This window comes from Streptomyces sp. NBC_00376 (genome assembly GCF_036077095.1).
Classification (GTDB): domain Bacteria; phylum Actinomycetota; class Actinomycetes; order Streptomycetales; family Streptomycetaceae; genus Streptomyces.
In genome coordinates this window covers 2,027,364-2,054,064 of the sequence record NZ_CP107960.1, presented here as the reverse complement: position 1 = coordinate 2,054,064, position 26,701 = coordinate 2,027,364, and the positions used below count along the sequence as shown (strand labels likewise).

Genomic DNA, 26,701 nt, shown 5'->3' with positions numbered 1-26,701 from the left:
CGATGCCGTCCGAAGCGAATCCGGCCGACGCGACCCGAACCGGCGTGCGGCGCATCGCGGTCATCGGCGGCGGGCCCGGCGGCCTCTACGCCGCCGCCCTGCTCAAGCGGCTCGACCCGGAACGCGACATCACCGTCTGGGAGCGCAACGCCCCCGAGGACACCTTCGGCTTCGGCGTCGTCCTCTCCGACGAGACCCTCGGCGGCATCGAACACGCCGACCCCGTCGTGTACCGGGCCCTCCAGAGCGAATTCGTACGGTGGGACGACATCGACATCGTCCACCGCGGCGTCACCCAGACGTCCGGCGGCCACGGCTTCGCCGCGCTGGGCAGACGCAGGCTGCTGCGGATCCTGCACGAGCGCTGCGACTCCCTCGGCGTACGCCTCCGCTTCCGCACCGAGGCACCGCCGGCCGCCGAGCTGGCCGCCACCCACGACCTGGTGATCGCCGCCGACGGGGCGCACAGCCTCACCCGCGCCGCCCACGCCGACACCTTCGGCCCCCGCCTCACCACCCACCGCTGCCGCTACATCTGGCTCGCCGCCGACTTCGCCCTCGACGCCTTCCGCTTCGAGACCGCCGAGACCGCATACGGGGTGATGCAGCTCCACGGCTACCCCTTCTCGGCCGACGCCTCCACCGTCATCGTCGAGATGCGCGAGGAGGTCTGGCGGGCCGCCGGATTCGACACCTGCGAGGTCGAGCACTCCACGCTGCGCTGCGCCAAGATCTTCACCGAGGCGCTCGGCGGCCGCCCGCTGCGCTCCAACAACTCCTCCTGGCTCACCTTCCGCACCGTCGTCAACGCCCACTGGTCGCACGGCAACACGGTCCTCATCGGCGACGCCGCCCACACCGCGCACTTCTCCATCGGCTCCGGCACCAAACTCGCCGTCGAGGACGCCCTCGCCCTCGCCGCCTGCATCGAGGAACAGCCCGACCTGCCGCGCGCACTGTCCGCGTACGAGGCCGAGCGCCGCCCGGTCGTCGAATCGACCCAGCGGGCCGCCGCTGCCAGCCTGCGCTGGTTCGAGGAGCTCGGTACCTACGTCGACCAGCCGCCCCGCCAGTTCGCCTTCAACCTCCTCACCCGCAGCCGCCGCGTCACCCACGACAACCTGCGGCTGCGCGACGCCTCCTTCACCGCCGCCGCCGAGACGGAGTTCGGCTGCACCCCGGGCGTCCCGCCGATGTTCACCCCGCTGCGGCTGCGCGGCCTCGAACTGCGCAACCGCGTCGTCGTCTCACCCATGGACATGTACTCGGCCACCGACGGCGTCCCCGGCGACTTTCACCTCGTCCACCTGGGCGCCCGCGCGCTCGGCGGCGCCGGACTCGTCATGACGGAGATGGTGTGCGTCAGCGCCGAGGGCCGCATCACCCCCGGCTGCACCGGCCTCTACACCCCCGAACAGGCCGCCGCCTGGACCCGGATCACCGAATTCGTCCACGCGAGCGCGCCCGGCACGGCCATCGGCGTGCAGCTCGGCCACTCCGGACGCAAGGGCTCCACCAGGCTGATGTGGGAAGGCATCGACCAGCCCCTCGACCACGGCAACTGGCCGCTCACCGCCGCCTCCCCGATCCCGTACGCACCCGGCGTCAACCAGGTCCCGCACGCCCTGGACCGGGCCGGGCTCGACACCGTGCGCGAGCAGTTCGCGGCGGCGGCCCGGCGCGCCGCCCACTGCGGCTTCGACCTGCTCGAACTGCACTGCGCCCACGGCTACCTGCTCTCCGGCTTCCTCTCGCCGCTCACCAACCACCGCACCGACGAGTACGGCGGTTCCCTGCATGGCCGGCTCCGCTTCCCCCTGGAGGTCTTCGACGCGATCCGCGCCGACTGGCCCGACGACCGGCCCATGACCGTCCGGATCTCCGCCACCGACTGGGCCGAGGGCGGCACCACCGCCGAGGACGCCGTCGAGACAGCCCGCGCCTTCGTCGCCCACGGGGCCGACGCCATCGACGTCTCCACCGGCCAGGTCGTCCCCGACGAGCACCCCGAGTACGGCCGCTCCTACCAGACCCCGTACGCCGACCGGATCCGCAACACCCTGTGCGTGCCCGTCATCGCGGTCGGCGCGATCTCCTCCTGGGACGACGTCAACTCCCTGCTGCTCGCGGGCCGGGCCGACCTCTGCGCCCTGGCCCGCCCCCATCTCTACGACCCGCAGTGGACCCTGCACGCGGCGGCCGAGCAGGGCTACGAAGGACCGGGCGCGCCCTGGCCGCTCCCGTACCGCGCGGGCAGCCGCACCCCGCCGACGGGCCGAACGGACGCGCCGAAGCCCCGGCTCACCCTGGAGTGACGGGCAGGCACTCGTGGCACAGGCACCGGTCCGGGTGCGGGGCCGCGTGGTGGGCGTGCCGCTCCTCGCGGGCGATCCGCTCCAGCAGCGCGGCCAGCTCCTCGGCCTCCTCCCGGGTACCGGACCCCCGGCCGTCGCACCGCTTCAGCACGGCCGGCGCGTACACCAACTGCGCCCGGAAGGTGTGCAGATGGCGGGTCCCCGTGTCGGTGGTGATCCAGTGACCGGTGTGCCGCCCGTGCCCCACCGTGGTCAGCTGCTGGTTTCCCATCCCCGCATAGGTGTCGATGACATACACCTTCGCCCCGCCCCGGTACGCCTTCGTGCCAGGACGCAGCTCCTGGCCGAGTTCCCCGTACCGCCGCCACAGCACCACGTTCGCGGCGACCAGCCAGACCGGCTCGGGCGCCGCGCTCACCGCTCCACCACGCTGATCAGCAGCCGGTCCGAGACCGCCCGGTAGCCGATGCGCCGGTACACGCCGTTGCTGGTGGGGTTCGCCAGGTCGGTGAAGAGCAGCACCTCCCGCGCGCCCGCCCCCCTCGCCGCCCGGCTGATCTCCGCCGTCACCGCTGCCGCGTAGCCCCGGCCTCGGCGCTCCGGCGGGGTGTAGACCGTCGCGACCCGCACCATGCCCGCGAGTCGCGGGGAGACGCCCGCCATCGACACCGGGACGCCGTCGTCCTCCCAGAGCGTCAGCCCGCCGGACGCGATGCGCTCGTCGACCAGCCGCTCGGCGTGGGCACCGGACTGGCCGGTCCCTTCGGCGAAGTCGCGGACCCAGCGCACCAGCAGCTCCCGGTCGGCGGCGGCCGCGGCCCTGGGCCGTCCCGGCGGGGCCGGGGAGGGCGGTAGCAGCGTCGCCAGCCGGTAGAGCCGCTGCTCCTCGTCGACCCGGTGACCGGGCCAGGTCGCGGCGAGCGCCTCGGCGGTGGCCCGGTCCGCGTTGATCCGGGTCAGCGGGAGCGAGGCGGCCAGCGGACCGACCGCCTCCGGGGCGACGGACCCCAGCACGGGCGGGTACGGCGGCGTCTGCACCAGCGTCCCCGCGACCTCGCCGTCCGCCCCGCGCCACCAGCCGAGCAGCGGGGCGGCGTCGCCGTAGGCGTGCGGGCCGTGGCGCCGCAGGGTCTCGGTGACGGTCAGGATCAGGGTGTTCTCGGCGGGGCGGACGGCCAGCGAGGCGCCGGCCGCGTCGAGGAAGACGTCGACTTCATCGGTGAAGGTCCAGGGCATGGTTCATCCTGCCGGGCGCGCGGAGAGCGGGGCACCCGGATTTCCGGTTCAGTCGTCCCGCAGCGGGAAGGTTCAGTCGGCCCGCAGCCGGAAGCGCTGGAGCTTGCCGGTGGCGGTGCGGGGGAGGGCGGGCAGGAACTCGATGACGCGCGGGCACTTGTGCGGGGCCAGCTCGCCCTTCATGTACGCGCGCAGCTCGTCGGCCGCCATTTCCGTGCCCTCGCGCAGCACCACGTACGCCACCACGATCTGGCCGCGCAGTTCGTCCGCCCGGCCCACCACCGCGGCCTCGGCCACCGAGGGGTGGTGCAGCAGGGCGTCCTCGACCTCGGGGCCCGCGATGTTGTAGCCGGAGGAGATGATCATGTCGTCGGCGCGGGCCACGTAACGGAAGTAGCCGTCCGGGTCCCGCACGTAGGTGTCCCCGGTGATGTTCCAGCCGTGCGCCACGTAGTCCCGCTGTCGCTCGTCGGCGAGATAGCGGCAGCCGACCGGGCCGCGTACCGCGAGCAGTCCGGGCTCCCCGTCCGGCACCGGGCGGCCCTCGCGGTCCAGTACCCGGGCCTGCCAGCCGGGGACGGGGATCCCGGTGGTGCCGGGGAGGATCGCCTCGTCGGCGGCCGAGATGAAGATGTGCAGCAGCTCGGTGGCGCCGATGCCGTTGATGATGCGCAGCCCGGTCCGCTCCTGCCACGCACGCCAGGTGGCGACGGGGAGGTTCTCCCCGGCCGAGACGCAGCGCCGCAGCGCGCTCAGATCATGGTGGTCCATGTGGTCGAGCATCACGCGGTAGGCGGTCGGCGCGGTGAACAGCACCGAGACGCGGTGGGCGGCCAGCGCGGGGAGCAGCTGTGCGGGGCCGGCCTGTTCGAGCAGCAGGGCACTGGCACCGGCCCGCAGCGGGAAGACCACCAGACCGCCGAGCCCGAAGGTGAAGCCGAGCGGCGGGCTGCCCGCGAAAACGTCGTCGGGGGTGGGCCGCAGGACATGGGCCGAGAAGGTGTCGGCGATGGCGAGCACATCCCGGTGGAAGTGCATGCACCCCTTCGGGCGTCCGGTGGTGCCCGAGGTGAACGCGATCAGCGCGACATCGTCCGCCGCCGTAGGCACGGCCTCGTACGGCCCGCGCCTGGCCTCGGCCAGGCGCAGCAGATCGTCCGGGGCGTCGCCTCCGTACGCCGTGATGCGCAGCCCCGGCACCTCGGCCTTCACCAGGTCGTCGACCGCGCGGGCGTCGCACAGCGCGTGACTCACCCGGGCGATGGAGCACATGGTGGACAGTTCGGCGGACCGCTGCCGGTCCAGCACCGTGACGGCGATCGCGCCGGCCTTCAGCACCGCGAGCCAGCAGGCGGCCAGATGGGGTGTGGTGGCGCCGCGCAGCAGGACGCGGTTGCCGGGTACGACCCCCAGATCGGAGGTGAGGACATGGGCGATCCGGTCCACCCGCTCCCGCAGCTCCCGGTAGCTCCACACCGCGCCGTCCGAGGTGCGGAAGGCGGGGCGGTCGGGGCCGAAGCGGTCGGCCGTACGGTCCAGCAGTTCCGCCGCGCAGTTGAGGCGGTCCGGATAGTGCAGCTCGGGAAGGCCGAAGAGCAGCTGCGGCCACTGGTCCTGCGGTGGCAGGTGCTCCCTGGCGAAGGTGTCGACGTGCGCTGAGGTCTTCGGGTCCATGACGGCTCGCCCCCTTGTCGCCTCTGGAGCGTATCGTTTGGGTGACGGTAGTCAACGGTCCGCGATAGACCGGGTGGACGGGAAACGGGCGGACGGGAAACGGGATATCGAACGGATGGGAAGCGCGGGCAGGAACACGGACGGAAAAAAAGGGAACGAGAGACCGGAAAGCGGGAACGAGAGACCAGGAAGACGAGACGCGACCAGAAGGGCGCCCGTATGACGGCATTCTCACTCGATCCGGCACAGACCGCCTGGTGTGAAGAGCTAAGAACCCTGGCCGAGCAGCAACTGCGCCCCCTCGCCGAGAAGGGCGACCCCGGCCACGTCAACCGCCCGCTGATCGCCGCACTCGGCGAGTCGGGCCTGCTCGACCGGATGCTGAGCTCGGGAGCCCTCGATCTCTGCCTGCTCCGCGAGTCCCTGGCCCGCGGCTGCACCGAGGCCGAGACCGCGCTGGCCCTCCAGGGTCTCGGCACCCACCCCTTGCTCCGCTCGGGCACCCCGGCCCACCGCGAACGCTGGCTCCCCGAGGTGCGGGCGGGCCGCGCCGTCGCCGCCTTCGCGCTCAGCGAACCGGGCGCGGGCTCCGACGCGGCGGCCCTCGCCCTGAGCGCCGGACCCGCTGCCGGCGGCTGGCGGCTGACCGGCGAGAAATGCTGGATCTCCAACGCGCCGGAGGCCGATTTCTACACCGTGTTCGCCCGCACGACCCAGGACGCCGGTTCCCGCGGCATCACCGCGTTCCTGGTCCCCGCCGACCGCCCCGGACTGACCGGCACCGCCCTCGACATGCTCTCGCCGCACCCCATCGGCGCCCTGGCCTTCGACGGTGTCCCGGTCACCCCCGACGACGTCCTGGGCGAACCCGACCGGGGCTTCCGGGTCGCCATGGACACCCTCAACCTCTTCCGCCCCAGCGTCGGCGCGTTCGCCGTCGGCATGGCCCGCGCCGCCCTCGACGCCGCCGTGGAACACACCGCCCACCGCACCGCGTTCGGCGGCCCGCTGAAGGACCTGCAGGCCGTCTCCCACCAGGTCGCCGAGATGGCCACCCGGACCGAGGCCGCCCGGCTCCTGGTGTTCGCGGCGGCCGCCGCGTACGACGCGGGGGAGTCCGGGGTGCCGGGCCGGGCCGCCATGGCGAAGCTGTACGCCACCGAGACCGCGCAGTACGTCGTCGACACCGCCGTCCAGCTGCACGGCGCCCGCGCCCTGCGCCGCGGCCACCTCCTGGAACACCTCTACCGGGAGGTCCGCGCGCCACGGATCTACGAGGGCGCCAGTGAGGTCCAGCGCACGATCATCGCCAAGGAGCTGTACGCGACCCGGGAGGCTTCCGCATGAGTCCGGTCCACCGGATCAACCCCGTCGAGCTGTCCCCGCCCACGGGCTTCTCGCACGCCGTCACGGCCACCGGCAGCCAACTGGTCTTCCTGGCCGGGCAGACCGCCCTCGACGGGGACGGCAAGATCGTCGGTGACGGCCTGCCCGAGCAGTTCGCCACCGCGCTCACCAATCTGCTCACCGCGCTGCGCGCCGCGGGCGGCGCCCCGGCGGACCTCGCCCGGGTCACCGTGTACGCCACCGATGTGGCCGACTACCGCGAGAACTCCGCCGAACTGGGCCGGATATGGCGGCGGCTGGCGGGCCGCGACTTCCCGGCCATGGCCGTCATCGGTGTGGCCAGGCTCTGGGACGAGCAGGCCCTGGTGGAGATCGACGGGGTGGCGGTACTGCCGTGAACGCACCGTACGGGCCCGGCGAACCGGGCCCGTACGGCAATCGGCGCATCAGCGCCCATCAGCGCTGACAAGCGCTGACCGGGAGCCGTCAGTACGGCTTCACCAGCACGTGGGCGGCGCCCGGAATGCCGACCTTCAGCAGCTCGTCCTCCTCGGGCGTCGTCTCGTTGCCCGTCTCCTGCTTGAGCACCGCACGCGACATGGCCTGTACCCACATCGCCCGGGGGCGGCGGCGCGCCTCCCACGCTTCGAGCGCCTCGGCCACGCCGGACTCGGCGTCCAGCGACTCGGCCAGCACCAGCGCGTCCTCCACGGCCATCGCGGCGCCCTGGGCGATGTGCGGGGTGGAGGCGTGCGCGGCGTCACCGGCCAGGACGACCCGGCCGACGTGCCACGGCTCCTCGACCGTCACCTGGGAGATCCGCGAGTACACCACCGAGGCCGGGTCGGTGACGGTGGCGAGCGCCTCGGCGACCGGTCCGGAGAACATCGTCAGCCGCTCCGTGAGCTGCTCGTGGGCCCGCTCCGGGTCCGGCCGGAAGTCCTCGGACTCCGCGAACACCGCGCCCAGGTACATCAGTTCCTCGGTGATCGGGGTGAGCAGCGCCTTGGCGTCCTTGCCCGCGGTGCCCATCACCACGCCCCGCACCTGCGGCTGCCGGGGGACCGTCACCCGCCAGTTGGCGAAGCCGGTGTACTCGGGGGTGTAGCGGTCCCCGTAGAGCCGGGTGCGCAGCGGCGAGCCGATGCCGTCGAAGCCGGCCACCAGGTCCCAGCGGCCCGAGGAGCCGTCGGACAGGGTGACGTCCACGCCGGAGCCGTCGTCGGTCAGCTCGGTGATGGTGGTCCCGAAGCGGATCTTCGCACCTGCGGCGACGGCGGCGGAGTTCAGCACGCGGGCCAGGGCGGGGCGCGGGATGCCGTTGTTGGAGGGGGCGTCGCCCATCCGCGGCTGGGGTATCTCGGCGAGCGTGTTGCCGGCCGGGTCGGCGATGGTCAGGATCTCCCACTCGAAGCCCGCCTCCAGGCAGTCGTCGAGGACCCCGATCTCCCGCATGACGTGCAGGGCGTTGGACGGCTGGATGATGCCGACGCCGAGCGCGTCCAGCTCGTCGCGGAGCTCGGCGACCTCGACGGTGTGACCGCGCCGGGCCAGTGCGGTGGCGAGCGTGAGCCCGCCGATGCCGCCGCCGTGGATCAGGACGCGCAGGGGTGTTGCCATCTCAGGTGTCTCCAGAGCGAGAAAGGTGCGGGGAGTTACGGGGGGCGGACGGTCAGCCGGCCGTGACGGGCAGGCTCATCAGGTGGTCCACCAGGGCCAGCAGCACGTCCCGGCCGAAGGGGCGCTCGCGGACGTCGCCGATCAGCAGCGGTACGTGCGGGTCGAGGTCGAGAGCGGCCCTGATCTCGTCCGGGGTACGGGTGTTGTGGCCGTGGAAGCAGTTGATCGCGACCACGAACGGGATGTCCCGGCTCTCGTAGAAGTCGATCGAGGCGAAGCTCGTCTCCAGCCTGCGGGTGTCGGCGATCACCACGCCGCCGAGCGCCCCGTTGACCAGGTCGTTCCACATGAACCAGAAGCGTTCCTGGCCGGGGGTGCCGAAGAGGTAGACCACCAGCTCGGGACTGACCGTGATGCGGCCGAAGTCCAGTGCGACGGTGGTGGTGTCCTTCTCGCCGACACCGGCCAGGTCGTCGACCCCGATGCTGGCCTTGGTCAGGTACTCCTCGGTGCGCAGCGGAGCGACCTCGCTGACCGCGCCCACCAGGGTGGTCTTGCCGACGCCGAAGCCTCCGGCGATAAGTATCTTGACGGCGGCGGGGGCCGCCTGACTGCTTGTCATCTTGGTTCAGAGTCTCCGGAGTCCGTCACGTACGGCGGCCAGCAGCCCCATGTCGCGCCCGCCCGCCACCCGCGCCACCGAGAGCGGGGCGCGGGCGAGCAGCAGGCCCTGGGCGACGAGGTCGGCCAGCAGGATCTTGGTCACCGACACCGGGAGGCCGAGGTCGGAGGCGACTTCGGCGACCGCGGCCGGGCGGCGGCAGCGCTCCAGGATCATCCGGTGTTCCGGCTGGAGCCTCCCGGGCCGCACCGGCGCACCGTGCTCGTCGCGGGGGTCCTGCGCGGTCGTGAGCACGGTGATCAGGCTGAAGTCGTCCCGCTCGGGAGCGGTCCGGCCCCGGGTGATGGTGTACGGGCGCACCATCGTGCCCGCCCCGTCCTCCTCGGCCTCGTCCTCCCAGTACGGGGTCACGCGCGCTGCCCGTCCCCGGTACCGAAGGCGTCGAACCCGCCGCGGGCCGGCGTGGTGAGCTTCTGGCCGACCTGCTGCACGAGGTTGTGCATGGCGAGCGACATGATCTCGGCGTCCACCTCCTGGGAGGCGATCACGGCGAGGTGGGTGCCCTGGGCGGCCGCGATGATGAAGAGCCAGAGGTCGTTCAGCTCGACGATGACCTGGTGCACGCCGCCGCCGTTGAAGAGCTGGCCGACGCCGCGGGCCAGGCTCTGCTGGCCGGTGCAGATGGCGGCCAGCCGCTCGGCGTCGGCGCGGTCGATGGTGCGCGAGTGGCTCACCACGAGCCCGTCGTCGGACAGCAGGACGGCGTTCTGGGTCTCGGCCACCGAGTCCACCAGGCCGTCGAGCAGCCAGTCGAGATCCTGGTGGGTGGCGGTTGTGCGTGTCATGGCCGTTCTTCTCTCGTGGGGAGCGGGGTCGCTGGCGGTGCAGGCTGCTTCGGTGCCTCGTCGGTCGCGCGGGCGGCACGGGACCGGCGCTGGAACGCCCCGATCGCGGCTCCGGCCCGGCGTGGCGCCGGTCGCGGCTGCGGGTTCTCGGGCCGGTCCGGCGGCTGCGGTGCGCCGGGCCGGGAGGCCGCCGGGTCGAGCCGCAGCTCGTCGGCCAGGCTGGCCTGCCGTATCCGGCGCGGCAACGGGGGCTCCGCACCGGGCGCGGGAAGGTCGGGCCGGTCGGACCCGTGCCCCGCGTCCCGGGCGTGGATGGCCGCCACGTCCGGCGGGGCCGGGTGGTCGGGCTCCGACACCGGCAGCCGGGCGGGCGGGACGCTTTCCGGGTCGGACAGCCGGGGCGCGGGAATCGGGAGGGGCGTCGCGCGGTCCGTCCCGGGGGCGGAGGCGTACGGAGCCGGATACGGCTGCTGCGGAGTCGCGAACGGCTCCTGGTCACCGGGGTACCGGCCCTCGGGCGCCGGGTACGGCGGCTGGTCCACGGGATACTGTCCGGCGGCCGTCATGTACGGCTGTTCCGCCTGGCCGTACGGGCTCTCCTGAGCGGCGTACGGCGCCGCCGGCGGAGCGTACGGCGGCACGTACGGCTGCTCCTGCTCCTGTTCCTGCTCCGGCCGGTACGGCTCCGGTTCCGGGGCCGGGTAGGGCTGTTCGGCGGCCGGGTACGGCTGCTCGGTGGTGGCGTACGGGGCGCCCGACGTGTGCAGCGCGGTGACTCCGGCGAGCGCCTGGCCCTGTACGCGGGTGGGCAGCGCGCCGTCGGCCGAAGGGGCGGAAGGAGCCGGGGCGGCGGCAGCCGGGGCCGGCACGCCGACCGGGCCGGTACGCGGTTCGGGGACGGTCAGCTCGTCGGGGACGAGCAGGACCACGCGGGTACCGCCGTACGCGGAGGAGCGGAACTCCACCCGCAGGCCGTGCTGGTCCGCGAGCCGCGCGATCACGTACAGGCCGAGACGGATGTCGTCGGAGTGGGCGAGCACGTCCATCCGGGGCGGCCGGACCATCAGTTCGTTGGCCGCGGCCAGCTGGTCCTCCTCCATCCCCAGTCCGCGGTCCTCGACCTCGATGGCCAGTCCGCGGCTCACCTTGGCGGCCCTGACCTCGACCGGGCTCGGCGGCCGGGAGAAGCTGAGCGCGTTCTCGATGAGCTCGGCGAGCACATGGGAGACCGGGCCGACGGCCCGCTCCGACAGCCAGGGGCTGCCGTCGAGGTCAAGCACCACGCGCCGGTAGTCCTGCACCTCGCCCTGGGCGGAACGCATCACGTCCAGCAGCGGAACCGGCTTGCGCCAGCGCCGGTGCGGGGAACCGCCCGCGAGGATCACCAGGTTCTCCTCGTACCGCCGCAGTCGGGCGGTGAGGTGGTCCAGGTCGAAGAGGCCGTCGAGCACCTCGGGGTCCTCGTGCCTGCGCTCCAGTTCGTCCAGCTTCTTCAGCTGCTGGCCGATCAACTGCTGGGTGCGGCGGGCGATGCGCTGGAGCAGCCGCTCGAAGCCGCGGTGCTGGTCGGCCTGTTTGACGGCCGCGGCCAGCGCACTGGTGCGCGCCAGGTTGAGCGCGTCGCCGAGCTGGGTCAGCTCGTCGCTGCGGCTGTCCTTGCCGTCGGGCTCGATGGCCCGCGCCTCGGCCTCGACATCGATCCGCTCGCCCTGGGCGAGCCGCTCGACGACGTCCGGCAGGGCCTTCTCCAGCTCCTCGGCCCGCTCCTGGAGGCTGCCGATCCGGCGGCGGAGGTTGCGGGTGAGGCGCCAGGTGGTCCAGATGACCGCGATCACGGCCAGCAGGCCGACGACCGTGGTCAGCACCATCTTGAACAGCAGCGACATGACGCTGCCCTTGCCCTCCTCGACCACACTGGCGGTGCGGTGCTCAAGGAGCTTCTCGATCTGCGGGGTGAGTTCGTCCATCGCCCCGCGCCAGGTCTTCTCCTGGGCGTCGAGGGTGACGAAGCCCTTCGCGTCGGCATCGGCCGGGCGCAGTACGTCGTTCTCCACCCGCGTCTTGGTCTTCCAGGCCGAGCTGCGGGTGATCTCCTCCCACATGGCCTTCTCGTCCGGGGGCAGTTGGGGAACGACCTTGGTGGAGTACTGGAGTTCCTGGCCGGAGACGGCCTCCCGGACCAGCTTGAGGTCCTCGGTGCTCAGCTTCCCCTTGGACCAGCCGCGCGCCAGCAGGGCGTCCGAGCGGGAGATCATCTCCTTGGTCCAGAACAGGTCGACCAGCGGCTGGGAGAGCGTGGTGATCCGGCCGTTGTCGACGTGGCTGAGCGCCGCGAAGAGCTGGAGGTCGACCGCGATCAGATCCGTGTAGTAGCCGTACACGGCCTTCTGCTGGTCGCTGCCGCCGTCGTCGACGAGGGCGCGCTGGGCCGGGAGCTGGTTGATGGCCTCCCGGGCCTTGCCGACCGCGTCACGGACCTCGGCGGGTGCGTCGTCGGTGGCCACGTCGGAGAGCGTCTGGAAGCTCTTGACGGCGTCGTCGGTCAGCTTGCGCTGCCGCTGGAGTTCGTCGGTGGCGCCCTCGTGCCGGGCGAGCGCCTCGGCGCTGAGCCGGCGCTCCGCCTGCAGGTTGTAGTACACGATGTTGGACGGCTGGCCGGCCTTCTGTGCCAACTGCCCCTGTGCGGCCTGGCGTTGGAAGTCCAGCAGGGTCTGACCACTGGTGACGGCCCAGAGAGCGGCCAGTGCGACGCCGGGAACGATGGCCAGGACGAGCAGGGCTGTCCGCAGCGACATGGTGGTCGGTGCGGTCCGCCGTGAGGCGCGCGTGCGCAGGGCGTGCTCCTTGATGATGCCAGCCTCAGGACTGGTCAAATCCGTTGAGAACTTCGACACATAGATATTAGGCACAGTGAAAAAACGAAAAGAAGGCGGGCTCACACGGGCATCACCGATCACACACAGCTTCGCCATCATGCTGCGGAAGTGCCGGGTCCGTCCCCTTCCGAGTAGCGGGCCGGGAGGTCAGGGGGGACGCTTGAACCGTTCCTGCGGAGTCAGAACCGACCCAGGAAGGTCACCGGTGGCCACCGAACAGCCCCTGCGCCCCGCGGCCAGGTCGTACGACGGTGAAGGCATCACCGTCGAGTACGACGTGCACCGTTGTCTGCACGCCGCCGAATGCGTACGCGGCCTGCCGTCTGTCTTCGACACGGGCCGCAAGCCGTGGATCCGGCCCGACGGCGCCCCTGCCGACGACATCGCCGACGTCATCCACCGCTGCCCCAGCGGTGCCCTGCAGTACCACCGCACCGACGGCGCCCCCGACGAGGAGCCCGAGGTGCCGACCCATGTCTCGCTCCACTCCGACGGCGTCCTCCACCTGCGCGGGGACCTCGAAGTGGCCACCCCCGAGGGGCCGCGACAGGAGACCCGGGTGATGCTCTGCGGCTGCGGACGCACCGCGAACCGGCCTTACTGCGACCACAGCGGGGTCTGCGGCGAGCACGGGTGAACCCACCGCGCGGCGGGGGGCGCGGCGCGCCGTACGGGTGAGGAACGGTCGGCGATATATCTGTATTGAGTGCTGTTCGCCCGTTACGTATCACCCGAACCCGGGACGCCCGTACGCGCAGGGCGCGGAACGCCCCCCGGGGCCGTATGACCGCGCTCATCGTCTGCCACTTCGTCCTGGCCGCCTTCGCGCGCCCGCTGGTGCGGAGGCTGGGCAGACGCGCCTTCGCCGTCCTCGCACTGCCACCGGCCGCCGCCACCGTGTGGGCGGCCACGCAGTGGAACACCGCGGCGTCCGGCTCCGCGGTCACCTGGTCGTGGCGGTGGATGCCCGCGTACGACGTCACCGTCGCGCTGCGGTTCGACGCGCTCGCCGAACTGATGGTGCTGCTCGCGGCCGGGATCGGCACACTCGTCCTGCTCTACTGCGCCTCGTACTTCACCGACGAAACCCCGCAACTGGCCGGATTCGCCGGGAATCTCCTGGCGTTCGCGGGCGCCATGCTCGCCCTCGTCCTCGCCGACGACCTGATCTCGCTCTATGTGTTCTGGGAGCTGACCACGGTCTTCTCCTTCCTGCTGATCGGATATGACAGCGAGCAGAAGCACAGCCGCCGCTCCGCGCTCCAGGCGCTCACCGTGACCACCCTCGGCGGTCTCGCGATGTTCGTCGGCTTCCTGATCCTCGGTCAGTCGGCGGGCACGTACCGCATCTCCGCCATCCTCGCCGACCCGCCCCGGGCCACCCTCGCGGTCTCCGTCGCGGTGGTGCTGATCCTGTGCGGGGCCCTGTCGAAGTCGGCGATCTGGCCGTTCAGCCTCTGGCTGCCCAACGCCATGGCCGCGCCCACCCCCGTCAGCGCCTATCTGCACGCCGCCGCGATGGTGAAGGCCGGGGTCTACCTCGTCGCGCGGCTCGCGCCCGGCTTCGCGGACGTGCCCGTCTGGCGGCCCGTCGTGATCGTCCTCGGCGCCGCGACCATGCTGCTCGGCGGCTGGCGGGCGCTGCGCCTGAACGACCTCAAACTCGTCCTCGCCTACGGCACCGTCAGCCAGCTCGGCTTCCTCACCCTGCTCGCCGGAGCCGGCAACCGGGACACCGCGCTGGCCGCCGCCGTCATGATCCTGGCCCACGCACTGTTCAAGGCCCCGCTGTTCCTCGTCACCGGCATCGTCGACCACGCCGCGGGCACCCGTGATCTGCGCAGGCTCTCCGGCGTCGGCCGGGCGCTGCCGCACGTCTGCTCGGTCGCGGTCCTCGCCGCCGCGTCCATGGCGGCCCTGCCCCCGCTGCTCGGCTTCGCCGCCAAGGAGGCGGCCTTCGAGGCGCTGCTGGAGGGATCGACCGCCGACCGCTGGGCGCTGGGCGTCACGGTCGCCGGCTCGGCGCTGACCGTCGCGTACACCCTGCGGTTCGTCTGGGGCGCCTTCTGCCGCAAGCCTGGGGCCGAGGACACCCCGGTGCACCGGGTCGGGTGGGCGTTCCTCGCGCCGCCCGCCCTGCTCGCGCTGTGCGGGCTGGTGCTGGGGCCGGGCGTCGGCTGGATGGACCGGCTGTTCAGCGCGTACGCGGACGCCTTCGAGCCGTCCGCGCATCCGTACCACCTCGCGCTGTGGCACGGCTTCGGGACCGCTCTGCTCCTCTCGGCCGTCGCCGCCACGGGCGGTGTGCTGCTCTTCCTCGGACGCGCCGGAGTGACCTGGCTCTCCCGGCGGATCGCCTGGAGATCCGCCGACAGCGTCTTCGGGCACCTGCTGCTCGGCCTGGAACGGCTCTCCCTCCAGCTCACCGGCTTCGTCCAGCGAGGCTCGCTCTCCGGCTACCTCGCCACCACCCTGCTCGTGATGCTGGCAGGCCAGCTCACCGTCCTCGTCATGGACCGGCCCTGGCACACGGCCGCCGCCCCGAGGATCTGGGACCTCCCCCTCCAGGGCGCCGTCGCCGTACTGACCTGCGCGGCCGCACTCCTGTGCCTCACCGTCCGCCGCCGGATGAAGGCCGTGGTCCTGGCCGGGCTCACCGGATACGGCGCGGCGCTCCTCTTCGTCGTCCAGGGCGGCCCGGACCTGGCGCTCACCCAGTTCTGCGTCGAGACCGTGTCGATGATCGTGTTCGTGCTGGTGCTGCGGCGGATGCCGGTGCACTTCCAGGAGCCGGTCAGCACCTGGCGGCGCGCGGTGCGCATCCCGGTGGCGCTGGCCGCGGCGGCGACGCTCGGAGTGGTGGTGTGGGTGGCGGCGGCCGCCCGCAAGGCCGATTCGGCGGGCGCGGCCATGGTCGAGGAGGTCTCCCACCACGGGCTCAAGGACGTCGTGGCCACCATCCTCGTCGACCTGCGGTCCTGGGACACGATGGGGGAGTCGGCGGTGCTCGCGGCGGCGGCGGTCGGCGTCACGAGCCTGATCTACCTGCACCGCCGGACCGAGGAGTCGTCACCGCGCGACGAGGTACGGGGACGTACCGCCTGGTCATTGACGGCAAACGGGATGACGGGCCTTCCGCACGGCGACGAAGGGGCACCGGAGCGCGGCTGGCTCGCGGCCGGCTCGACGCTTGCGCCCGAGCACCGCTCCGTCGTCTTCGAGGTCGTGGCCCGGCTGCTGTTCCACCCGGTCCTGGTGCTCTCGCTGTACCTGCTGTTCTGCGCCGAGAACATGCCGGGCGGAGGCTTCGTCGCCGGGCTCGTCGCCGGACTCGCCCTGATCACCCGTTACCTGGCGGGCGGCCGGTTCGAACTGGCCGAGGCCGCCCCGCTCCAGCCCGGACTCTTCACCGGCCTCGGACTGTTCCTCTCCACCGGCGTCGCCCTGCTCGGCCTCGCCGACGGAACGGTCCTGCACGCCTGGACCCACCACGGCCGGCTGCCGCTGATCGGCGAGTACCACATCGGCACGCCCATCCTCTTCGACTTCGGGGTCTATCTGCTCGTCCTGGGCGTGGTGCTGGACATCGTGCGCGCCCTCGGCGCCAAGATCGACCGCCAGATCGAGCGCGCGGCGGCCGAGCAGGCGGCCGAGGCCACCGCCGCCGCACCACCGCGACCGGCACCCGGAACGGGAGGCACCCCCGGATGACCGTCAGCGCCTCCCTCCTGGCCACCGCCGCGGTGCTGTGCGCGGTCGGCGGCATCCTCATGCTCACCCGCCCGCTCACCCGCATCCTGCTCGGCGCGGTCATCGCAGGCAACGGCATCAACCTGCTCGTCCTCGCCGCGGGCGGACGCGCCGGGGCGGAACCGCTCCTCTACGGCGTCCCGCTGGGCCGGGTCACCGACCCGCTGCCCCAGGCCATCGCGCTCACCGCGATCGTCATCACCCTCGCCACCACCGCGTTCCTCCTCGCCATGGCCTACCGCAGCCACCAGTTGACCGGCACCGACGAGGTCCACGACGACCTGGAGGACCGCCGGATCGCGCTGCGCGCCGAGGTACTGGGGGAGCGGGACGAACTGCGCGAGCGCTACCGGGCCACCGACGACGTCACGGCCGAGCAACGCACCCGGTACCGCGAGGAACGCCGCCGCCTGCGGGCCCGGCTGCGCGCCGACCGCGCCCTCCAGGCCCGCGGCCGGTACGCCACCGGGGACCTCTGGCACGACGTGCTGGGCGCCGACCCCGAGGACTACGCGGCCCAGCAGGACCGCCCCGACGCCGACCCGGGAGCCACCGGATGAACGCACTCGTCCCCCTGCCGGTGCTGCTGCCGCTCTGCGCCACCGGCCTGAGCCTCGCCTTCGGCACCCGCCTCAAACAGCTCCAGCGCCTCATCAGTGTCGCTGTGCTCACCGCCGTACTGGGGCTCTCCGTCACCCTGATGACCGTCGCCGACATGCGCGGCCCGCTCACCGTCCACCTCGGCGACTTCGCCCCGCCGCTGGGCATCACCCTGGTCGCCGACCGGCTGTCCGGACTGATGCTGACCGTCTCCTCGGCCGTCACCCTCTGCGTGCTGGTCTACTCCCTCGGGCAGGGCATGGCCGACCGGGAGGAGGAGACACCCGTCGCGGTCTTCCACCCGGCGTATCTGATCCTGGTCGCCGGGGTCTCCTGCACCTTCCTCGCCGGTGACCTCGTCAACCTCTACGTCGGCTTCGAGATCATGCTCGTCGCCAGCTTCGTCCTGCTCACCCTCGGCGGCACCGGCCCCCGCATCCGCGCGGGCTCCACGTACGTGATCATCTCCCTCTTCTCGTCGATGCTGTTCCTCACCGCCATCGCCATGACGTACGCGGCGACCGGCACCGCGAACTTCGCCCAGCTCGCCGGCCGCCTCGCCGGACTCCCGCTCGGCGTCCAGACCCTGATCCAGGCGATGCTGCTCACTGTCTTCGCCATCAAGGCCGCCGTCTTCCCGCTCGCCGCCTGGCTCCCCGACTCCTACCCGACCGCACCCGCCCCGGTCACCGCCGTCTTCGCCGGACTGCTCACCAAGGTCGGCGTCTACAGCATGCTGCGCACCGAGACCCTGCTCTTCCCCGGCAACCGGCTCGGCGATCTGCTGATGGCCGCCGCGCTCGCCTCGATGGTCGTCGGGATTCTCGGAGCCGTCGCCCAGACCGACCTGAAACGGCTGCTCTCCTTCACCCTCATCAGCCACATCGGCTTCATGGTCTTCGGGATCGGCCTCGCCACCCGGGACGCGTACGGCGGCGCGATCGTCTACGTCGCCCACCACATCACCGTCCAGACCACGCTGTTCCTGGTGGCCGGGCTGATCGAACGCCGGGGCGGCACCACCGAACTCACCCGGATCGGCGGCCTCGCCAAGGCCGCCCCGCTGCTCGCCGCCCTCTTCTTCGTACCCGCCATGAATCTGGCCGGCATCCCGCCGCTCTCCGGCTTCATCGGCAAACTCGGGCTGATGAGGGCCGGTGTCGTCGACGGCGGCGTCTGGGCGTGGATCCTCGTCACCGGGTCGGCGGTGACCAGCCTCCTGACCCTGTACGTGATGGCCAAGGTCTGGAACCTGGCGTTCTGGCGGGCCGCACCGCCCGGACAGGCCGCCACCGGCACCGTCCTGGAGTCCGACTCCGACGAGGACGACGACGATGCGGACGAGGGCCCCGACCGGATCCCCGGCACCGGCGACGAACCGGTCAGCCCCCGCCACCAGCCCGCCGGACGGGCCGTCGCGGCCACCCTGCACGGGCACGCCGTCACCACCACGACGAAACTGCCCCTGCCGATGACCTGGGCCACCGCCGCGACCGTCGCGCTCGGCCTCGCCTTCACCGTGTTCGCCGGGCCCCTGACCTCGTACACCGACCGCGCGGCCGCCGAACTCCTCGCGCGGACCCCTTACGTACAGGCGGTGCTCGGCCGGTGAAACGCCTGCTCAGGCTGTCCTTCCGGGACAAGGACATGCCCCCCTTCAGCTGCGAGTTCGTCGGGCGCCGACGACGCGTGCTCGACCTCCCGCTGATCGCCTGGCTCACCCTGATCTGGGTGCTGCTCTGGTCCAGCCCGAACCCGGCCAACCTGCTCACCGGCGTGGTCGTCGCCGTCGCCGTCTGCCTGGCCTTCCCGCTGCCCCGGGTCGACCTGGGCCTGCGCCTGCACCCCTGGGGCATCCTGATGCTCGCCGGGTACCTGCTCTACGACATGTACACCTCGGGCGTACGCGTCACCCGGCAGATCTTCGTCGACCACCCGCACCGGGCCGCCGTCATCGCGGTACCGCTGCGCTGCCGCTCCGACCTGATGCTCGCGGCCACCGCCGTCGCCGTGTCCAACGTGCCCGGCGGATCGGTCGTCGAGGTACGCCGAGCCACGGCCACCGTCTTCCTGCACGTCCTCGACGCGGACCGGCCCGCGGTGCTCGACGCGGCGCGCCGCTCCGTCTGGCGCCTGGAACGGCTGACCGTACGGGCCTTCGGCACCGCGGACGAGATCGCCCGCGTCGCCGCACCGCCTCCACCGACCGCAACCGACCGGGAGGGCGACGCATGAACGCACCGGAGACCGTAGACCGGGCACTGCTCACCGCGGCCGTCGTGGTGATCGTCATCGCCGGGGCGGGCCTCCTCGCCCGCATCTGGCGGGGCCCCTCCATGCTGGACCGGGCCATCTCGCTCGATGTGTGCGCGGCCCTCATCATCGCGGGCCTCGGCGCCAAGTCCGCCTTCGCGCGCGACTCGTTCTACTTCCCGATCATGCTGGTGCTGGCGTTCCTCGGGTTCACGGGGTCGGTCGGCATCGCCCGCTTCATCGCCGTACGCGACAGACCGCCGCGACGCGGCACGAACGGGGACGGCCCCGACACCCCCGGGGGGAAGAAGCGGTGAGCGTCTGGTTCCAGATCCTCGACCTGGCGGGCGCGGTCCTGGTCTTCGTCGGCGCGGCCATCTGCCTGCTCGGTGTGATCGGGATGCTGCGGCTGCCGGACGTGCTCTCCCGCAGCCACGCCGCGACCAAGCCGCAGACCCTCGGGATGCTCCTGGTCCTCGCCGGGGTCGCCCTGCGACTGCGCAGCGGCATGGACCTGGCGACTCTCGGGCTGATCGGCTTCTTCCAGCTGATGACCGGCCCCGTCGCCGCCCACCTGGTGGCGCGGTCCGCCTACCGGACCGGCCAGATCGACCACGGCGAGCTGCTCTTCGACGAACTGGACGAGCAGCTGACCGAGGAGAAGTGAGAAGCGAGAAGCGAGTGGTGGGAAGTGACGGGGCGGGGCACCTCCGGCATCCGTGCACGAATGCCGGGGGACGGGGGCCCCGCCTCCTCATCGCTCGGGCGTATCGCGTCAGACGTTCGGGTTCAGCACCGGGTTGTGCCGCCCCAGGATCATGTCCGTGCGCGCCGGCAGCGCCGCGTCCACCATCTCCGGCTGCGGGAACACCCAGTAACGCCCCTCCGCGATCTGCTCGAAGCACCGCCGCGCGTGCTCCAGCGGCGTGATCCCGGCGGAGTCGGCCCGCGCCTGGAGCTGCGCGTTGAACGCGGCGACCTCCGGCTGAGCCCCCTGGCCTGGAGCATCGACCTTGAAGATCTCGCTCTGGACGGAGTCCGGGAAGACGACCGACACCTGGATGTCCGACTGCTTCATCTGCAACTCGTAGGCGAGCGACTCGGTCAGCGCCAGCGTGCCGAACTTCGTCACGCTGTACGGCGCCATCAGCGGGCTCGGCAGGAACCCGCCGACGGACGACACGTTCACCACCCACGCCTTCCCGCCCTGGGCGAGCAGCCGCGGCACGAAGGCCCGGATGCCGTTGACGTACCCGCCGATGTTGATCCGCAGCATGGCGTCCCAGCGCTCGGCGGGGATCTCCCAGGAGTAGCCCATCGCCATGATGCCCGCGTTGTTGAGCAGCAGATCGACCGTGCCGAAGCGCTCGTACGCCCGCTCGGCGAGCGCCTCCACGGACGCCGGGTCGGAGACGTCGGTGACGACGCCCTCGACCCCGGCGCCCTTGTCGGCGAGCGCCCGCACCACGGCGGCCAGCCGGTCCTCGGCGATGTCGGAGAGGACCAGCTTCATCCCGAGGGAGGCGGCGTGCTCGGCGAAGCCGGCGCCGATGCCCGCGGAGGCCCCGGTGATGACGGCGACCTTGCCCTGGAAGGTGTCCTGTGAGGTGGTCATGAAAGGTCCTGTTCCTCGATCGTGGGTGTGCGGCGGATTCAGCGCAGGATGTTCTGCACGGCCGCGAGCTCCTCGGCGTCCAGCTCCCAGCCGATCGCCGCGGCGTTGGCGGCGACCTGCTCGGGGGTGGTGGCGCCGGCGATGACGGAGGCGACGCCGTCCTGGGCGAGGAGCCAGCCGAAGGCGAGCTCGATGATGCTCCGCCCGCGGTCGGCCGCGAACCGGGTCAGCTGCTCGACCTTGCGGAAGTTCTCCTCGGTCGCCACCTGGGCGAAGTACGGGATGAGCGCGAAGCGCGACCCTTCGGGGTACGGCTGCCCGGCGGCGTACTTGCCCGTGAGCAGGCCGGAGGCGAGCGGGAAGTAGGGCACGACACCCATGCCGGCCGCCCGCGCCGCCGGAACGACACCGGCCTCCACATCGCGCGAAAGCAGGTTCCACTCGGCCTGCACCCCGGTGAAGGGGGTGAGCCCGAGCTTCTCGGCGACCTGACGGGAGCCGCTGATCTGCCCCGCGTCGACGTTCGAGGTGGCCACGTGCAGCACCTTGCCGGCCCGCACCAGCTCGTCGAGCGTCTCCACGACCTCTTCGACCGGCGCCTCGGGGTCCGGGTAGTGCTGGTAGTAGACGTCGATCCGGTCGGTGCCCAGACGGTGCAGGCTCGACTCGCACGCCTCGCGGATCCGCGACGCGAGAGCGCCCGGGGTGTAGGGCTCGTCCTGCGGCCGCGGAAGGTACTTGGTGGCGATGACGGTCTCGTCGCGGCGCCCCGCGAGGGCGGCGCCGAGGAACTCCTCGGACTTGCCGTCTCCGTACATCTCAGCGGTGTCGAAGTGGGTGATGCCCGCGTCCAGGGCGGCGGCGACCACCGCCCGGCTCCCTTCGGCGTCCAGCTTCATCCCGAAGTTGTTGCACCCCAGACCCACCACCGACAGCTGCGGACCACCGTCGCCGTACTCACGCGTTTCCATTGCTCAAGGCCTCCACTTGTCTTCTCTCCGTCACGAGTGGGGCGAGCACCGCCCGGACCCGGACCGCTTCACTTTAGACGAGTGACTAAAGTCGAGGACATGGACACCGACAAGCACGACAAGCACGACGAGCCCGCGAACCGTCCCGGCCGTCGGCCGCGCCTTGGCCGGGAGCAGACGGTGGCCGCACTGGTCTCCTCCGCACGGGCCCTCTTCGCCGAACGCGGCCCCGACTCGGTGTCGCTCCGCGATGTCGCCCAGCACGCAGGCGTCAATCACGGCCTCATCCATCACTACATCGGCGGCCGTGAGGACCTCATCCGTGCCGTGCTCGACGTGTCGGAGCGCGAGACCCTGGAGGCGGTGCGCACGGCCTCCGACCCGCTCGACGCCCTCGCCCGGCTCCGCAGCGAGGAACAGCGCAGCATGGACTACGTGCGCCTGGTGTCCTGGCTGGCGCTGAGCAACCGGGCCCCCTCCTCCTTCCAGGAACGCTCGTCGGCGCTGGACGCCGCGGTGTCACTGGGGGCGCAGGACAGCGCGGAGGTACGTGAGGCCTTCGCCATCGCCATCGCGCAGCTGCTGGGCTGGGAACTGTTCGGCGCCTTCGCCCTCCGCGCCGCCGGCATCGACGGCGACCCGGCCGACCACCGCGGCGCGGTCCACCGGATCATCGACGACTACATGCGCTCGGCCACGGAGCTCCCCGACGACCGCTCCTGAAGCGCGCGAGGCGTGGCAACAGGACCGGCACCCGGGCACGGCCTAGCCTCCGCATCATGCTGCGTATCGCCGACACCCGCACCGGCCACCTCATGGAAGTCCCCGTCGCCCCACGCCACCTGCTGCGCAGCCGCGTCCAGCTGCCGGACATCGGCACCGGGCCGGACACCGGCACCGGGCTCGGCCCCGTGCACCTGCGCGTCCCGCTGATCGGCGACGTACTGGCCCGTACCGCCGAGCTGAACGGCCTCCAGGTCATCACGGTCCTCACCACCCCGGAGCTGACGCCCGACCGGGCCCGCGCCCTGGACCGGGTCATGGCGGTACTCGGCATCCATCCCCCCGCAGTCGTCGGAGCCCACCGCCCGGAACCGGCACTGGGCGGCCCCGCCGACGTCCACGTGGTCTCCGAGGGCACCGACCCGGCCGACGCCGAGGGCGGCGCCCTGATCGAGGTGGGCCGAGTCACCACGGCCCCACCGACCCAGGACCTCCCCGCCCCGGGCACACCCGATCCGACGGACACCGCCGACCCGCTGGCCGTGCGCCTCCTGCTGCTCACCAGCCCCTACAGAACACCGGTCACGGTCACCGGCGCCGCGCTCGCCGAGGCCAGGCGGACACTGCGCGACTGGCGCCGGTCGGTCGCCGACTGGGCGCAGGAGCCGTCCCGGCCGATCCCCGCCGACCTGCTGCGGCAGTCGTACGCGGCGCTCGCCGAGGACCTCGACGTCGCCGCCGTCCTGGCCCTGCTGGCCGAGCTGGCAGGACGGTCCGATGTGCCGCCGGGCGCCAAGTTCGAGACCTTCGCCCACCTCGACCGCGTACTCGGCCTGGACCTGGCCCGCGACGTGGGCCACCAGCGCTCCTCGTGACGGGCGGGGCACGAAGACCCGGCGACCCGGCGACCCTGAATCAGCCCTCCCGGCTCCGGTACTCCGTCGGCGGCCGGCCCAGGAGCTTCTTGAACGCGGCTGTGTAGGCGGCGGGGTTGTCGTAGCCGAGCAGGCCCGCGATACGTGTGACGGGCGTCCCCGCGGTGAGGTGCTGGAGGGAGTGCAGGACGCAGGCGCGCTGCCGCCACTGAGAGAAGGTCAGGCCGGTGCCGCGCCGGAACATGCGGGCCAGGGTGCGTTCGCTGACGTTGAGGGCCGCGCACCAGCGCGCGGGCGGGTCATGGACGTCCGGCTGCTGCAGGAATGCCTCGCACAGTCCGCGCAGCCGCGGATCGGACGGCAGCGGTACATCGAGGGGCAGCGGGGTGAGGTTTCTGAGCTCGTGGAGGATGAGGGCCGCGACCGCCGCGTCGCGGCTGTGCTCCGGGTAGCGCGGCTCCATCTCGACGGCTTCCAGGATCAGCGCCCGGAGCAGGGCGGAGACGTCGACGGCCTGGCAGCGGGACGGGAACCACGGCACGGCGGCGGGCTCGATGTAGAGGCTGCGGGTGGAGACGCCCGTCATCGTGACCTGATGTGTGGTCCCGGGCGGGATCAGTACGGCGCGGGCGGTGGGCACCGTCCAGCTGCCGTCCGACGTCTCGACCCGCATGACGCCGGTGGCCGCGTACAGGACCTGGGCGCGGCGGTGCTCGTGCCGGGGGAGCAGGTGGTCAGGGGGGTAGTCGGTGCCGATGGCCAGCACGGCACGGTCGAGCCCGTCCACCTCTGCGACCGGAATGTTCCGCATGCCGTGAGGCTACGCGCGGCCGAGTGCCGTGTCTGCTGTGCGTAGGAAGTAGGCGATTCATCGATTGCCCGCCAAGTCGCGCCATCCCTAGTGTCGGACCAGTGCTGACCTCCTTCCTCACCCTTCTGTTCCTCGGCTGCCTGACCGGCGTCACGACCGTGCTCTTCGGCTTCGGCGGCGGTTTCATCACGGTCCCCGTCATATACGGCGTCCTGACCATGACGGCGCGTCCCGGAACCGACGCGGACGCCATGCACATCGCCGTGGCGACCTCGGCGGCCGTCATGGTCGTCAACGCCGCGGCGGCGGCCCTGGCCCAGTGGCGTCAGGGCCGGCTGCGCCGCGAGTACGTCTGGCCGCTGGCGGCCTTCATCGCGGCGGGCGCCGTCGCCGGATCCTTCGCGACGACCTTGATCGGCGGCACGGCGCTGCGCCTGCTGTTCGCCGCCTACCTGCTGGTCACGATCGCCGACAGCCTGCTGAGGAAGGGCTTCCTCTCGGTGGCGGACCGGACCCGTCCGCAGCCCCTGGAGCGGGGAACCGTCACCTTCGGCGGCCTCGGCATCGGCCTCGTGGCGGCCGGACTGGGTGTGGGGGGCAGCGTCATGACGGTCCCGCTCCTGCGGCGCAGGGGCCTGGCCATGGCCGAGGCGACCGCCATGGCCAACCCTCTCAGCGTCCCCGTCGCCGTGGCCGGAACCCTGGTCTACGCCCTCGCCCCCACCACCCCCGCCGGCCCGGGACAGCTCGGCTACGTCGACCTCACCGCGGGCGCCGCCCTGCTCATCGGCTCGCTCCCCACCATCGCGGTGGCCAGACGCCTCGTCGGCCGCGTCCCGGACCGCGTCCACTCCGTCGCCTACGTCGCGCTGCTCGTGGTCGTACTGATCGTGATGCTGGCCCTGGGCCTCTGACGCAGCCGCCACCCACGCACACCGCCGCACGCCTCCCGGCCCTCACGCGTACGGGCCGGGCGGCGTGCAGCGGTGAATGCCTGTCAGATGTCCCGGAAGATCTCGATCTGCGCGCCCACGGAGTTGAGCCGCTCCGCCAGCTCCTCGTAACCGCGGTTGATGACATACACGTTGCGCAGTACGGACGTGCCTTCCGCCGCCATCATGGCGAGCAGTACCACCACGGCGGGCCGCAGGGCCGGCGGGCACATCATCTCGGCGGCGCGCCATCGGGTCGGGCCCTCGACCAGTACCCGGTGCGGGTCCAGGAGTTGGAGCCGGCCGCCGAGGCGGTTCAGGTCGGTGAGGTAGATGGCCCGGTTGTCGTAGACCCAGTCGTGGATGAGGGTCTGGCCCTGGGCCGAGGCGGCGATCGCCGCGAAGAAGGGCACGTTGTCGATGTTGAGCCCGGGGAACGGCATGGGGTGGATCTTGTCGATCGGGGCCTCCAGCTTGGAGGGCCGGACCGTGAGGTCGACCAGGCGGGTGCGGCCGTTGTCGGCGGCGTATTCCGTCGTGCGGTCGCAGTCGACGCCCATCTCCTCCAGCACCGCGAGTTCGATCTCCAGGAACTCGATCGGCACCCGGCGGATCGTCAGTTCGGACTCCGTCACCACGGCGGCGGCGAGGAGGCTCATCGCCTCGACCGGGTCCTCGGAGGGGGAGTAGTCGACGTCCACGTCTATGTGCGGAACCCCGTGGACGGTCAGTGTGGTCGTACCGATGCCGTCCACGCGTATACCGAGGGCCTCCAGGAAGAAGCAGAGGTCCTGGACCATGTAGTTGGAGGAGGCGTTGCGGATGACGGTCCTGCCGTCGTGCCGGGCGGCGGCCAGCAGCGCGTTCTCGGTCACGGTGTCGCCGCGCTCGGTCAGCACGATGGGGCGGCCGGGGGTGACCGAGTGGTCGACCTGGGCGTGGTAGATGCCCTCGGTCGCGGCGATCTCCAGACCGAAACGGCGCAGTGCGATCATGTGCGGCTCGATGGTCCGCGTTCCGAGGTCGCAGCCGCCCGCGTACGGGAGCTTGAACCGGTCCATGCGGTGCAGCAGCGGGCCGAGGAACATGATGATGGAACGGGTCCGGCGGGCGGCGTCCGCGTCGATGGCGTCCATGTCGAGCCGGGCGGGCGGGACGATCTCCAGATCGGTTCCCTCGTTGATCCAGCGGGTCCGCACGCCTATGGAGTTCAGCACCTCCAGGAGGCGGTAGACCTCCTCGATCCGGGCCACCCTGCGCAGCACCGTACGGCCCTTGTTGAGCAGCGAGGCGCAGAGGAGTGCCACGCACGCGTTCTTGCTCGTCTTGACGTCGATGGAGCCCGAGAGCCGACGGCCGCCGACCACCCGCAGGTGCATGGGCCCGGCGTAGCCGAGCGACACGATCTCGCTGTCGAGTGCCTCACCGATGCGCGCGATCATCTCAAGGCTGATGTTTTGATTGCCGCGCTCGATGCGGTTCACGGCGCTCTGGCTGGTGGCGAGCGCCTCGGCGAGCTGACTCTGTGTCCAGCCCCGATGCTGACGGGCGTCACGGATGAGCTTGCCGATGCGTACGAGGTAATCGTCTGACATGGCGAAAGGCTATCTCAGATATGAGATGAGACCTGTGCCGG

The 26,701-nt window shown here is 72.0% G+C and carries 25 protein-coding genes; 13 read left to right on the top strand and 12 right to left on the bottom strand.

Annotated features, from left to right (window positions below):
* Nucleotides 1-2 precede the first annotated feature (2 nt).
* Nucleotides 3-2,315 (top strand): bifunctional salicylyl-CoA 5-hydroxylase/oxidoreductase, encoded by a 2,313-nt coding sequence (locus OG842_RS09195; RefSeq protein ID WP_266729151.1) that lies wholly within the window; start codon nt 3-5, stop codon nt 2,313-2,315.
* Here the strand turns inward: OG842_RS09195 and OG842_RS09190 are convergent.
* The 3 genes from OG842_RS09190 to OG842_RS09180 form a co-directional block, all read right to left on the bottom strand.
* Entirely contained in the window at nt 2,302-2,733 is a 432-nt protein-coding gene (locus OG842_RS09190; protein WP_266729150.1) for a hypothetical protein, read from the bottom strand. The two genes, OG842_RS09195 and OG842_RS09190, sit on opposite strands and share 14 nt — an antisense overlap.
* On the bottom strand, nt 2,730-3,551 hold the full coding sequence (locus tag OG842_RS09185; protein WP_266729149.1) for a GNAT family N-acetyltransferase: 822 nt from the start codon (nt 3,549-3,551) through the stop codon (nt 2,730-2,732). Before OG842_RS09185 ends, OG842_RS09190 begins: the two co-directional genes overlap by 4 nt.
* Nucleotides 3,552-3,623: 72 nt before the next feature.
* On the bottom strand, nt 3,624-5,225 hold the full coding sequence (locus tag OG842_RS09180; protein WP_266729148.1) for an AMP-binding protein: 1,602 nt from the start codon (nt 5,223-5,225) through the stop codon (nt 3,624-3,626).
* Between the two features lie 219 nt (nt 5,226-5,444).
* Between OG842_RS09180 and OG842_RS09175 the strand changes: the two genes are divergently transcribed.
* Together OG842_RS09175 and OG842_RS09170 are read left to right on the top strand one after the other, a co-directional pair.
* A complete protein-coding gene (locus tag OG842_RS09175) occupies nt 5,445-6,572 on the top strand; it encodes an acyl-CoA dehydrogenase family protein (RefSeq protein ID WP_266729147.1) in 1,128 nt (375 codons plus the stop codon).
* A complete protein-coding gene (locus OG842_RS09170) occupies nt 6,569-6,970 on the top strand; it encodes a RidA family protein (RefSeq protein ID WP_266729146.1) in 402 nt (133 codons plus the stop codon). Before OG842_RS09175 ends, OG842_RS09170 begins: the two co-directional genes overlap by 4 nt.
* A gap of 88 nt (nt 6,971-7,058) precedes the next feature.
* Here OG842_RS09170 and OG842_RS09165 read toward each other — a convergent pair whose 3' ends face one another.
* From OG842_RS09165 to OG842_RS09145, 5 genes are read right to left on the bottom strand one after another with little or no spacing between them, the layout of a single operon-like run.
* On the bottom strand, nt 7,059-8,192 hold the full coding sequence (locus tag OG842_RS09165) for an FAD-dependent monooxygenase (RefSeq protein WP_266729145.1): 1,134 nt from the start codon (nt 8,190-8,192) through the stop codon (nt 7,059-7,061).
* Between the two features lie 52 nt (nt 8,193-8,244).
* Nucleotides 8,245-8,814, bottom strand: coding sequence for a GTP-binding protein (locus OG842_RS09160; protein WP_266729144.1), 570 nt, complete (start codon nt 8,812-8,814; stop codon nt 8,245-8,247).
* Between the two features lie 6 nt (nt 8,815-8,820).
* Nucleotides 8,821-9,225, bottom strand: a complete 405-nt coding sequence (locus OG842_RS09155; RefSeq protein ID WP_376417048.1) for a DUF742 domain-containing protein — start codon at nt 9,223-9,225, stop codon at nt 8,821-8,823.
* Nucleotides 9,222-9,659: a roadblock/LC7 domain-containing protein gene (locus OG842_RS09150; protein ID WP_266729143.1), complete on the bottom strand. Its 438-nt coding sequence runs from the start codon at nt 9,657-9,659 to the stop codon at nt 9,222-9,224. The genes OG842_RS09155 and OG842_RS09150 overlap by 4 nt, the downstream gene beginning before the upstream one ends.
* A complete protein-coding gene (locus OG842_RS09145) occupies nt 9,656-12,553 on the bottom strand; it encodes a nitrate- and nitrite sensing domain-containing protein (protein WP_266729142.1) in 2,898 nt (965 codons plus the stop codon). The genes OG842_RS09150 and OG842_RS09145 overlap by 4 nt, the downstream gene beginning before the upstream one ends.
* A gap of 187 nt (nt 12,554-12,740) precedes the next feature.
* Between OG842_RS09145 and OG842_RS09140 the strand changes: the two genes are divergently transcribed.
* From OG842_RS09140 to mnhG, 7 genes are all read left to right on the top strand, one after another.
* Nucleotides 12,741-13,172, top strand: coding sequence for a (4Fe-4S)-binding protein (locus OG842_RS09140; RefSeq protein ID WP_266729141.1), 432 nt, complete (start codon nt 12,741-12,743; stop codon nt 13,170-13,172).
* Between the two features lie 146 nt (nt 13,173-13,318).
* Nucleotides 13,319-16,246, top strand: coding sequence for a Na+/H+ antiporter subunit A (locus tag OG842_RS09135; protein WP_266729140.1), 2,928 nt, complete (start codon nt 13,319-13,321; stop codon nt 16,244-16,246).
* Nucleotides 16,243-16,845 carry a Na(+)/H(+) antiporter subunit C gene (locus tag OG842_RS09130; RefSeq protein WP_266729139.1) on the top strand — a complete coding sequence of 201 codons (603 nt, stop codon included), beginning with the start codon at nt 16,243-16,245 and terminating at the stop codon, nt 16,843-16,845. Before OG842_RS09135 ends, OG842_RS09130 begins: the two co-directional genes overlap by 4 nt.
* On the top strand, nt 16,842-18,497 hold the full coding sequence (locus OG842_RS09125; protein WP_266729138.1) for a Na+/H+ antiporter subunit D: 1,656 nt from the start codon (nt 16,842-16,844) through the stop codon (nt 18,495-18,497). The genes OG842_RS09130 and OG842_RS09125 overlap by 4 nt, the downstream gene beginning before the upstream one ends.
* Complete coding sequence (locus OG842_RS09120; protein ID WP_266729137.1) at nt 18,494-19,120, top strand: Na+/H+ antiporter subunit E; 627 nt, start codon at nt 18,494-18,496, stop codon at nt 19,118-19,120. The genes OG842_RS09125 and OG842_RS09120 overlap by 4 nt, the downstream gene beginning before the upstream one ends.
* Nucleotides 19,117-19,455, top strand: coding sequence for a monovalent cation/H+ antiporter complex subunit F (locus tag OG842_RS09115; RefSeq protein WP_266729136.1), 339 nt, complete (start codon nt 19,117-19,119; stop codon nt 19,453-19,455). Before OG842_RS09120 ends, OG842_RS09115 begins: the two co-directional genes overlap by 4 nt.
* Nucleotides 19,452-19,805, top strand: a complete 354-nt coding sequence (gene mnhG, locus OG842_RS09110; RefSeq protein ID WP_266729135.1) for a monovalent cation/H(+) antiporter subunit G — start codon at nt 19,452-19,454, stop codon at nt 19,803-19,805. Before OG842_RS09115 ends, mnhG begins: the two co-directional genes overlap by 4 nt.
* A 108-nt stretch (nt 19,806-19,913) precedes the next feature.
* Here mnhG and OG842_RS09105 read toward each other — a convergent pair whose 3' ends face one another.
* Both OG842_RS09105 and OG842_RS09100 read right to left on the bottom strand, forming a co-directional pair.
* On the bottom strand, nt 19,914-20,753 hold the full coding sequence (locus OG842_RS09105) for an SDR family NAD(P)-dependent oxidoreductase (protein ID WP_266729134.1): 840 nt from the start codon (nt 20,751-20,753) through the stop codon (nt 19,914-19,916).
* Between the two features lie 38 nt (nt 20,754-20,791).
* A complete protein-coding gene (locus tag OG842_RS09100) occupies nt 20,792-21,724 on the bottom strand; it encodes an aldo/keto reductase (RefSeq protein WP_266729133.1) in 933 nt (310 codons plus the stop codon).
* A 99-nt stretch (nt 21,725-21,823) separates the two neighbouring features.
* Between OG842_RS09100 and OG842_RS09095 the strand changes: the two genes are divergently transcribed.
* Nucleotides 21,824-22,447 (top strand): TetR/AcrR family transcriptional regulator, encoded by a 624-nt coding sequence (locus tag OG842_RS09095; protein WP_266729132.1) that lies wholly within the window; start codon nt 21,824-21,826, stop codon nt 22,445-22,447.
* A 56-nt stretch (nt 22,448-22,503) separates the two neighbouring features.
* Entirely contained in the window at nt 22,504-23,322 is an 819-nt protein-coding gene (locus OG842_RS09090) for a hypothetical protein (protein ID WP_266729131.1), read from the top strand.
* Nucleotides 23,323-23,362: 40 nt separating this feature from the next.
* Here OG842_RS09090 and OG842_RS09085 read toward each other — a convergent pair whose 3' ends face one another.
* Nucleotides 23,363-24,133 carry an AraC family transcriptional regulator gene (locus tag OG842_RS09085; protein WP_266729130.1) on the bottom strand — a complete coding sequence of 257 codons (771 nt, stop codon included), beginning with the start codon at nt 24,131-24,133 and terminating at the stop codon, nt 23,363-23,365.
* Nucleotides 24,134-24,234: 101 nt separating this feature from the next.
* Between OG842_RS09085 and OG842_RS09080 the strand changes: the two genes are divergently transcribed.
* On the top strand, nt 24,235-25,047 hold the full coding sequence (locus tag OG842_RS09080) for a sulfite exporter TauE/SafE family protein (protein ID WP_266729129.1): 813 nt from the start codon (nt 24,235-24,237) through the stop codon (nt 25,045-25,047).
* Nucleotides 25,048-25,130: 83 nt separating this feature from the next.
* Here the strand turns inward: OG842_RS09080 and OG842_RS09075 are convergent, their stop codons facing one another.
* Nucleotides 25,131-26,660 carry a helix-turn-helix domain-containing protein gene (locus OG842_RS09075; protein ID WP_266729128.1) on the bottom strand — a complete coding sequence of 510 codons (1,530 nt, stop codon included), beginning with the start codon at nt 26,658-26,660 and terminating at the stop codon, nt 25,131-25,133.
* Nucleotides 26,661-26,701 lie beyond the last annotated feature (41 nt).

What these genes read in the sequence shown, in the direction of transcription:
- OG842_RS09105 (WP_266729134.1), bottom strand. Translation starts at nt 20,753, where the DNA reads ATGACCACCTCACAGGACACCTTCCAGGGCAAGGTCGCCGTCATCACC.
- OG842_RS09185 (WP_266729149.1), bottom strand. Translation starts at nt 3,551, where the DNA reads ATGCCCTGGACCTTCACCGATGAAGTCGACGTCTTCCTCGACGCGGCC.
- OG842_RS09100 (WP_266729133.1), bottom strand. Translation starts at nt 21,724, where the DNA reads ATGGAAACGCGTGAGTACGGCGACGGTGGTCCGCAGCTGTCGGTGGTG.
- OG842_RS09175 (WP_266729147.1), top strand. Translation starts at nt 5,445, where the DNA reads ATGACGGCATTCTCACTCGATCCGGCACAGACCGCCTGGTGTGAAGAG.
- OG842_RS09180 (WP_266729148.1), bottom strand. Translation starts at nt 5,225, where the DNA reads ATGGACCCGAAGACCTCAGCGCACGTCGACACCTTCGCCAGGGAGCAC.
- OG842_RS09165 (WP_266729145.1), bottom strand. Translation starts at nt 8,192, where the DNA reads ATGGCAACACCCCTGCGCGTCCTGATCCACGGCGGCGGCATCGGCGGG.
- OG842_RS09125 (WP_266729138.1), top strand. Translation starts at nt 16,842, where the DNA reads ATGAACGCACTCGTCCCCCTGCCGGTGCTGCTGCCGCTCTGCGCCACC.
- OG842_RS09095 (WP_266729132.1), top strand. Translation starts at nt 21,824, where the DNA reads ATGGACACCGACAAGCACGACAAGCACGACGAGCCCGCGAACCGTCCC.
- OG842_RS09115 (WP_266729136.1), top strand. Translation starts at nt 19,117, where the DNA reads ATGAACGCACCGGAGACCGTAGACCGGGCACTGCTCACCGCGGCCGTC.
- OG842_RS09170 (WP_266729146.1), top strand. Translation starts at nt 6,569, where the DNA reads ATGAGTCCGGTCCACCGGATCAACCCCGTCGAGCTGTCCCCGCCCACG.
- OG842_RS09090 (WP_266729131.1), top strand. Translation starts at nt 22,504, where the DNA reads ATGCTGCGTATCGCCGACACCCGCACCGGCCACCTCATGGAAGTCCCC.
- OG842_RS09075 (WP_266729128.1), bottom strand. Translation starts at nt 26,660, where the DNA reads ATGTCAGACGATTACCTCGTACGCATCGGCAAGCTCATCCGTGACGCC.
- OG842_RS09085 (WP_266729130.1), bottom strand. Translation starts at nt 24,133, where the DNA reads ATGCGGAACATTCCGGTCGCAGAGGTGGACGGGCTCGACCGTGCCGTG.
- OG842_RS09130 (WP_266729139.1), top strand. Translation starts at nt 16,243, where the DNA reads ATGACCGTCAGCGCCTCCCTCCTGGCCACCGCCGCGGTGCTGTGCGCG.
- OG842_RS09135 (WP_266729140.1), top strand. Translation starts at nt 13,319, where the DNA reads ATGACCGCGCTCATCGTCTGCCACTTCGTCCTGGCCGCCTTCGCGCGC.
- OG842_RS09150 (WP_266729143.1), bottom strand. Translation starts at nt 9,659, where the DNA reads ATGACACGCACAACCGCCACCCACCAGGATCTCGACTGGCTGCTCGAC.
- OG842_RS09195 (WP_266729151.1), top strand. Translation starts at nt 3, where the DNA reads ATGCCGTCCGAAGCGAATCCGGCCGACGCGACCCGAACCGGCGTGCGG.
- OG842_RS09160 (WP_266729144.1), bottom strand. Translation starts at nt 8,814, where the DNA reads ATGACAAGCAGTCAGGCGGCCCCCGCCGCCGTCAAGATACTTATCGCC.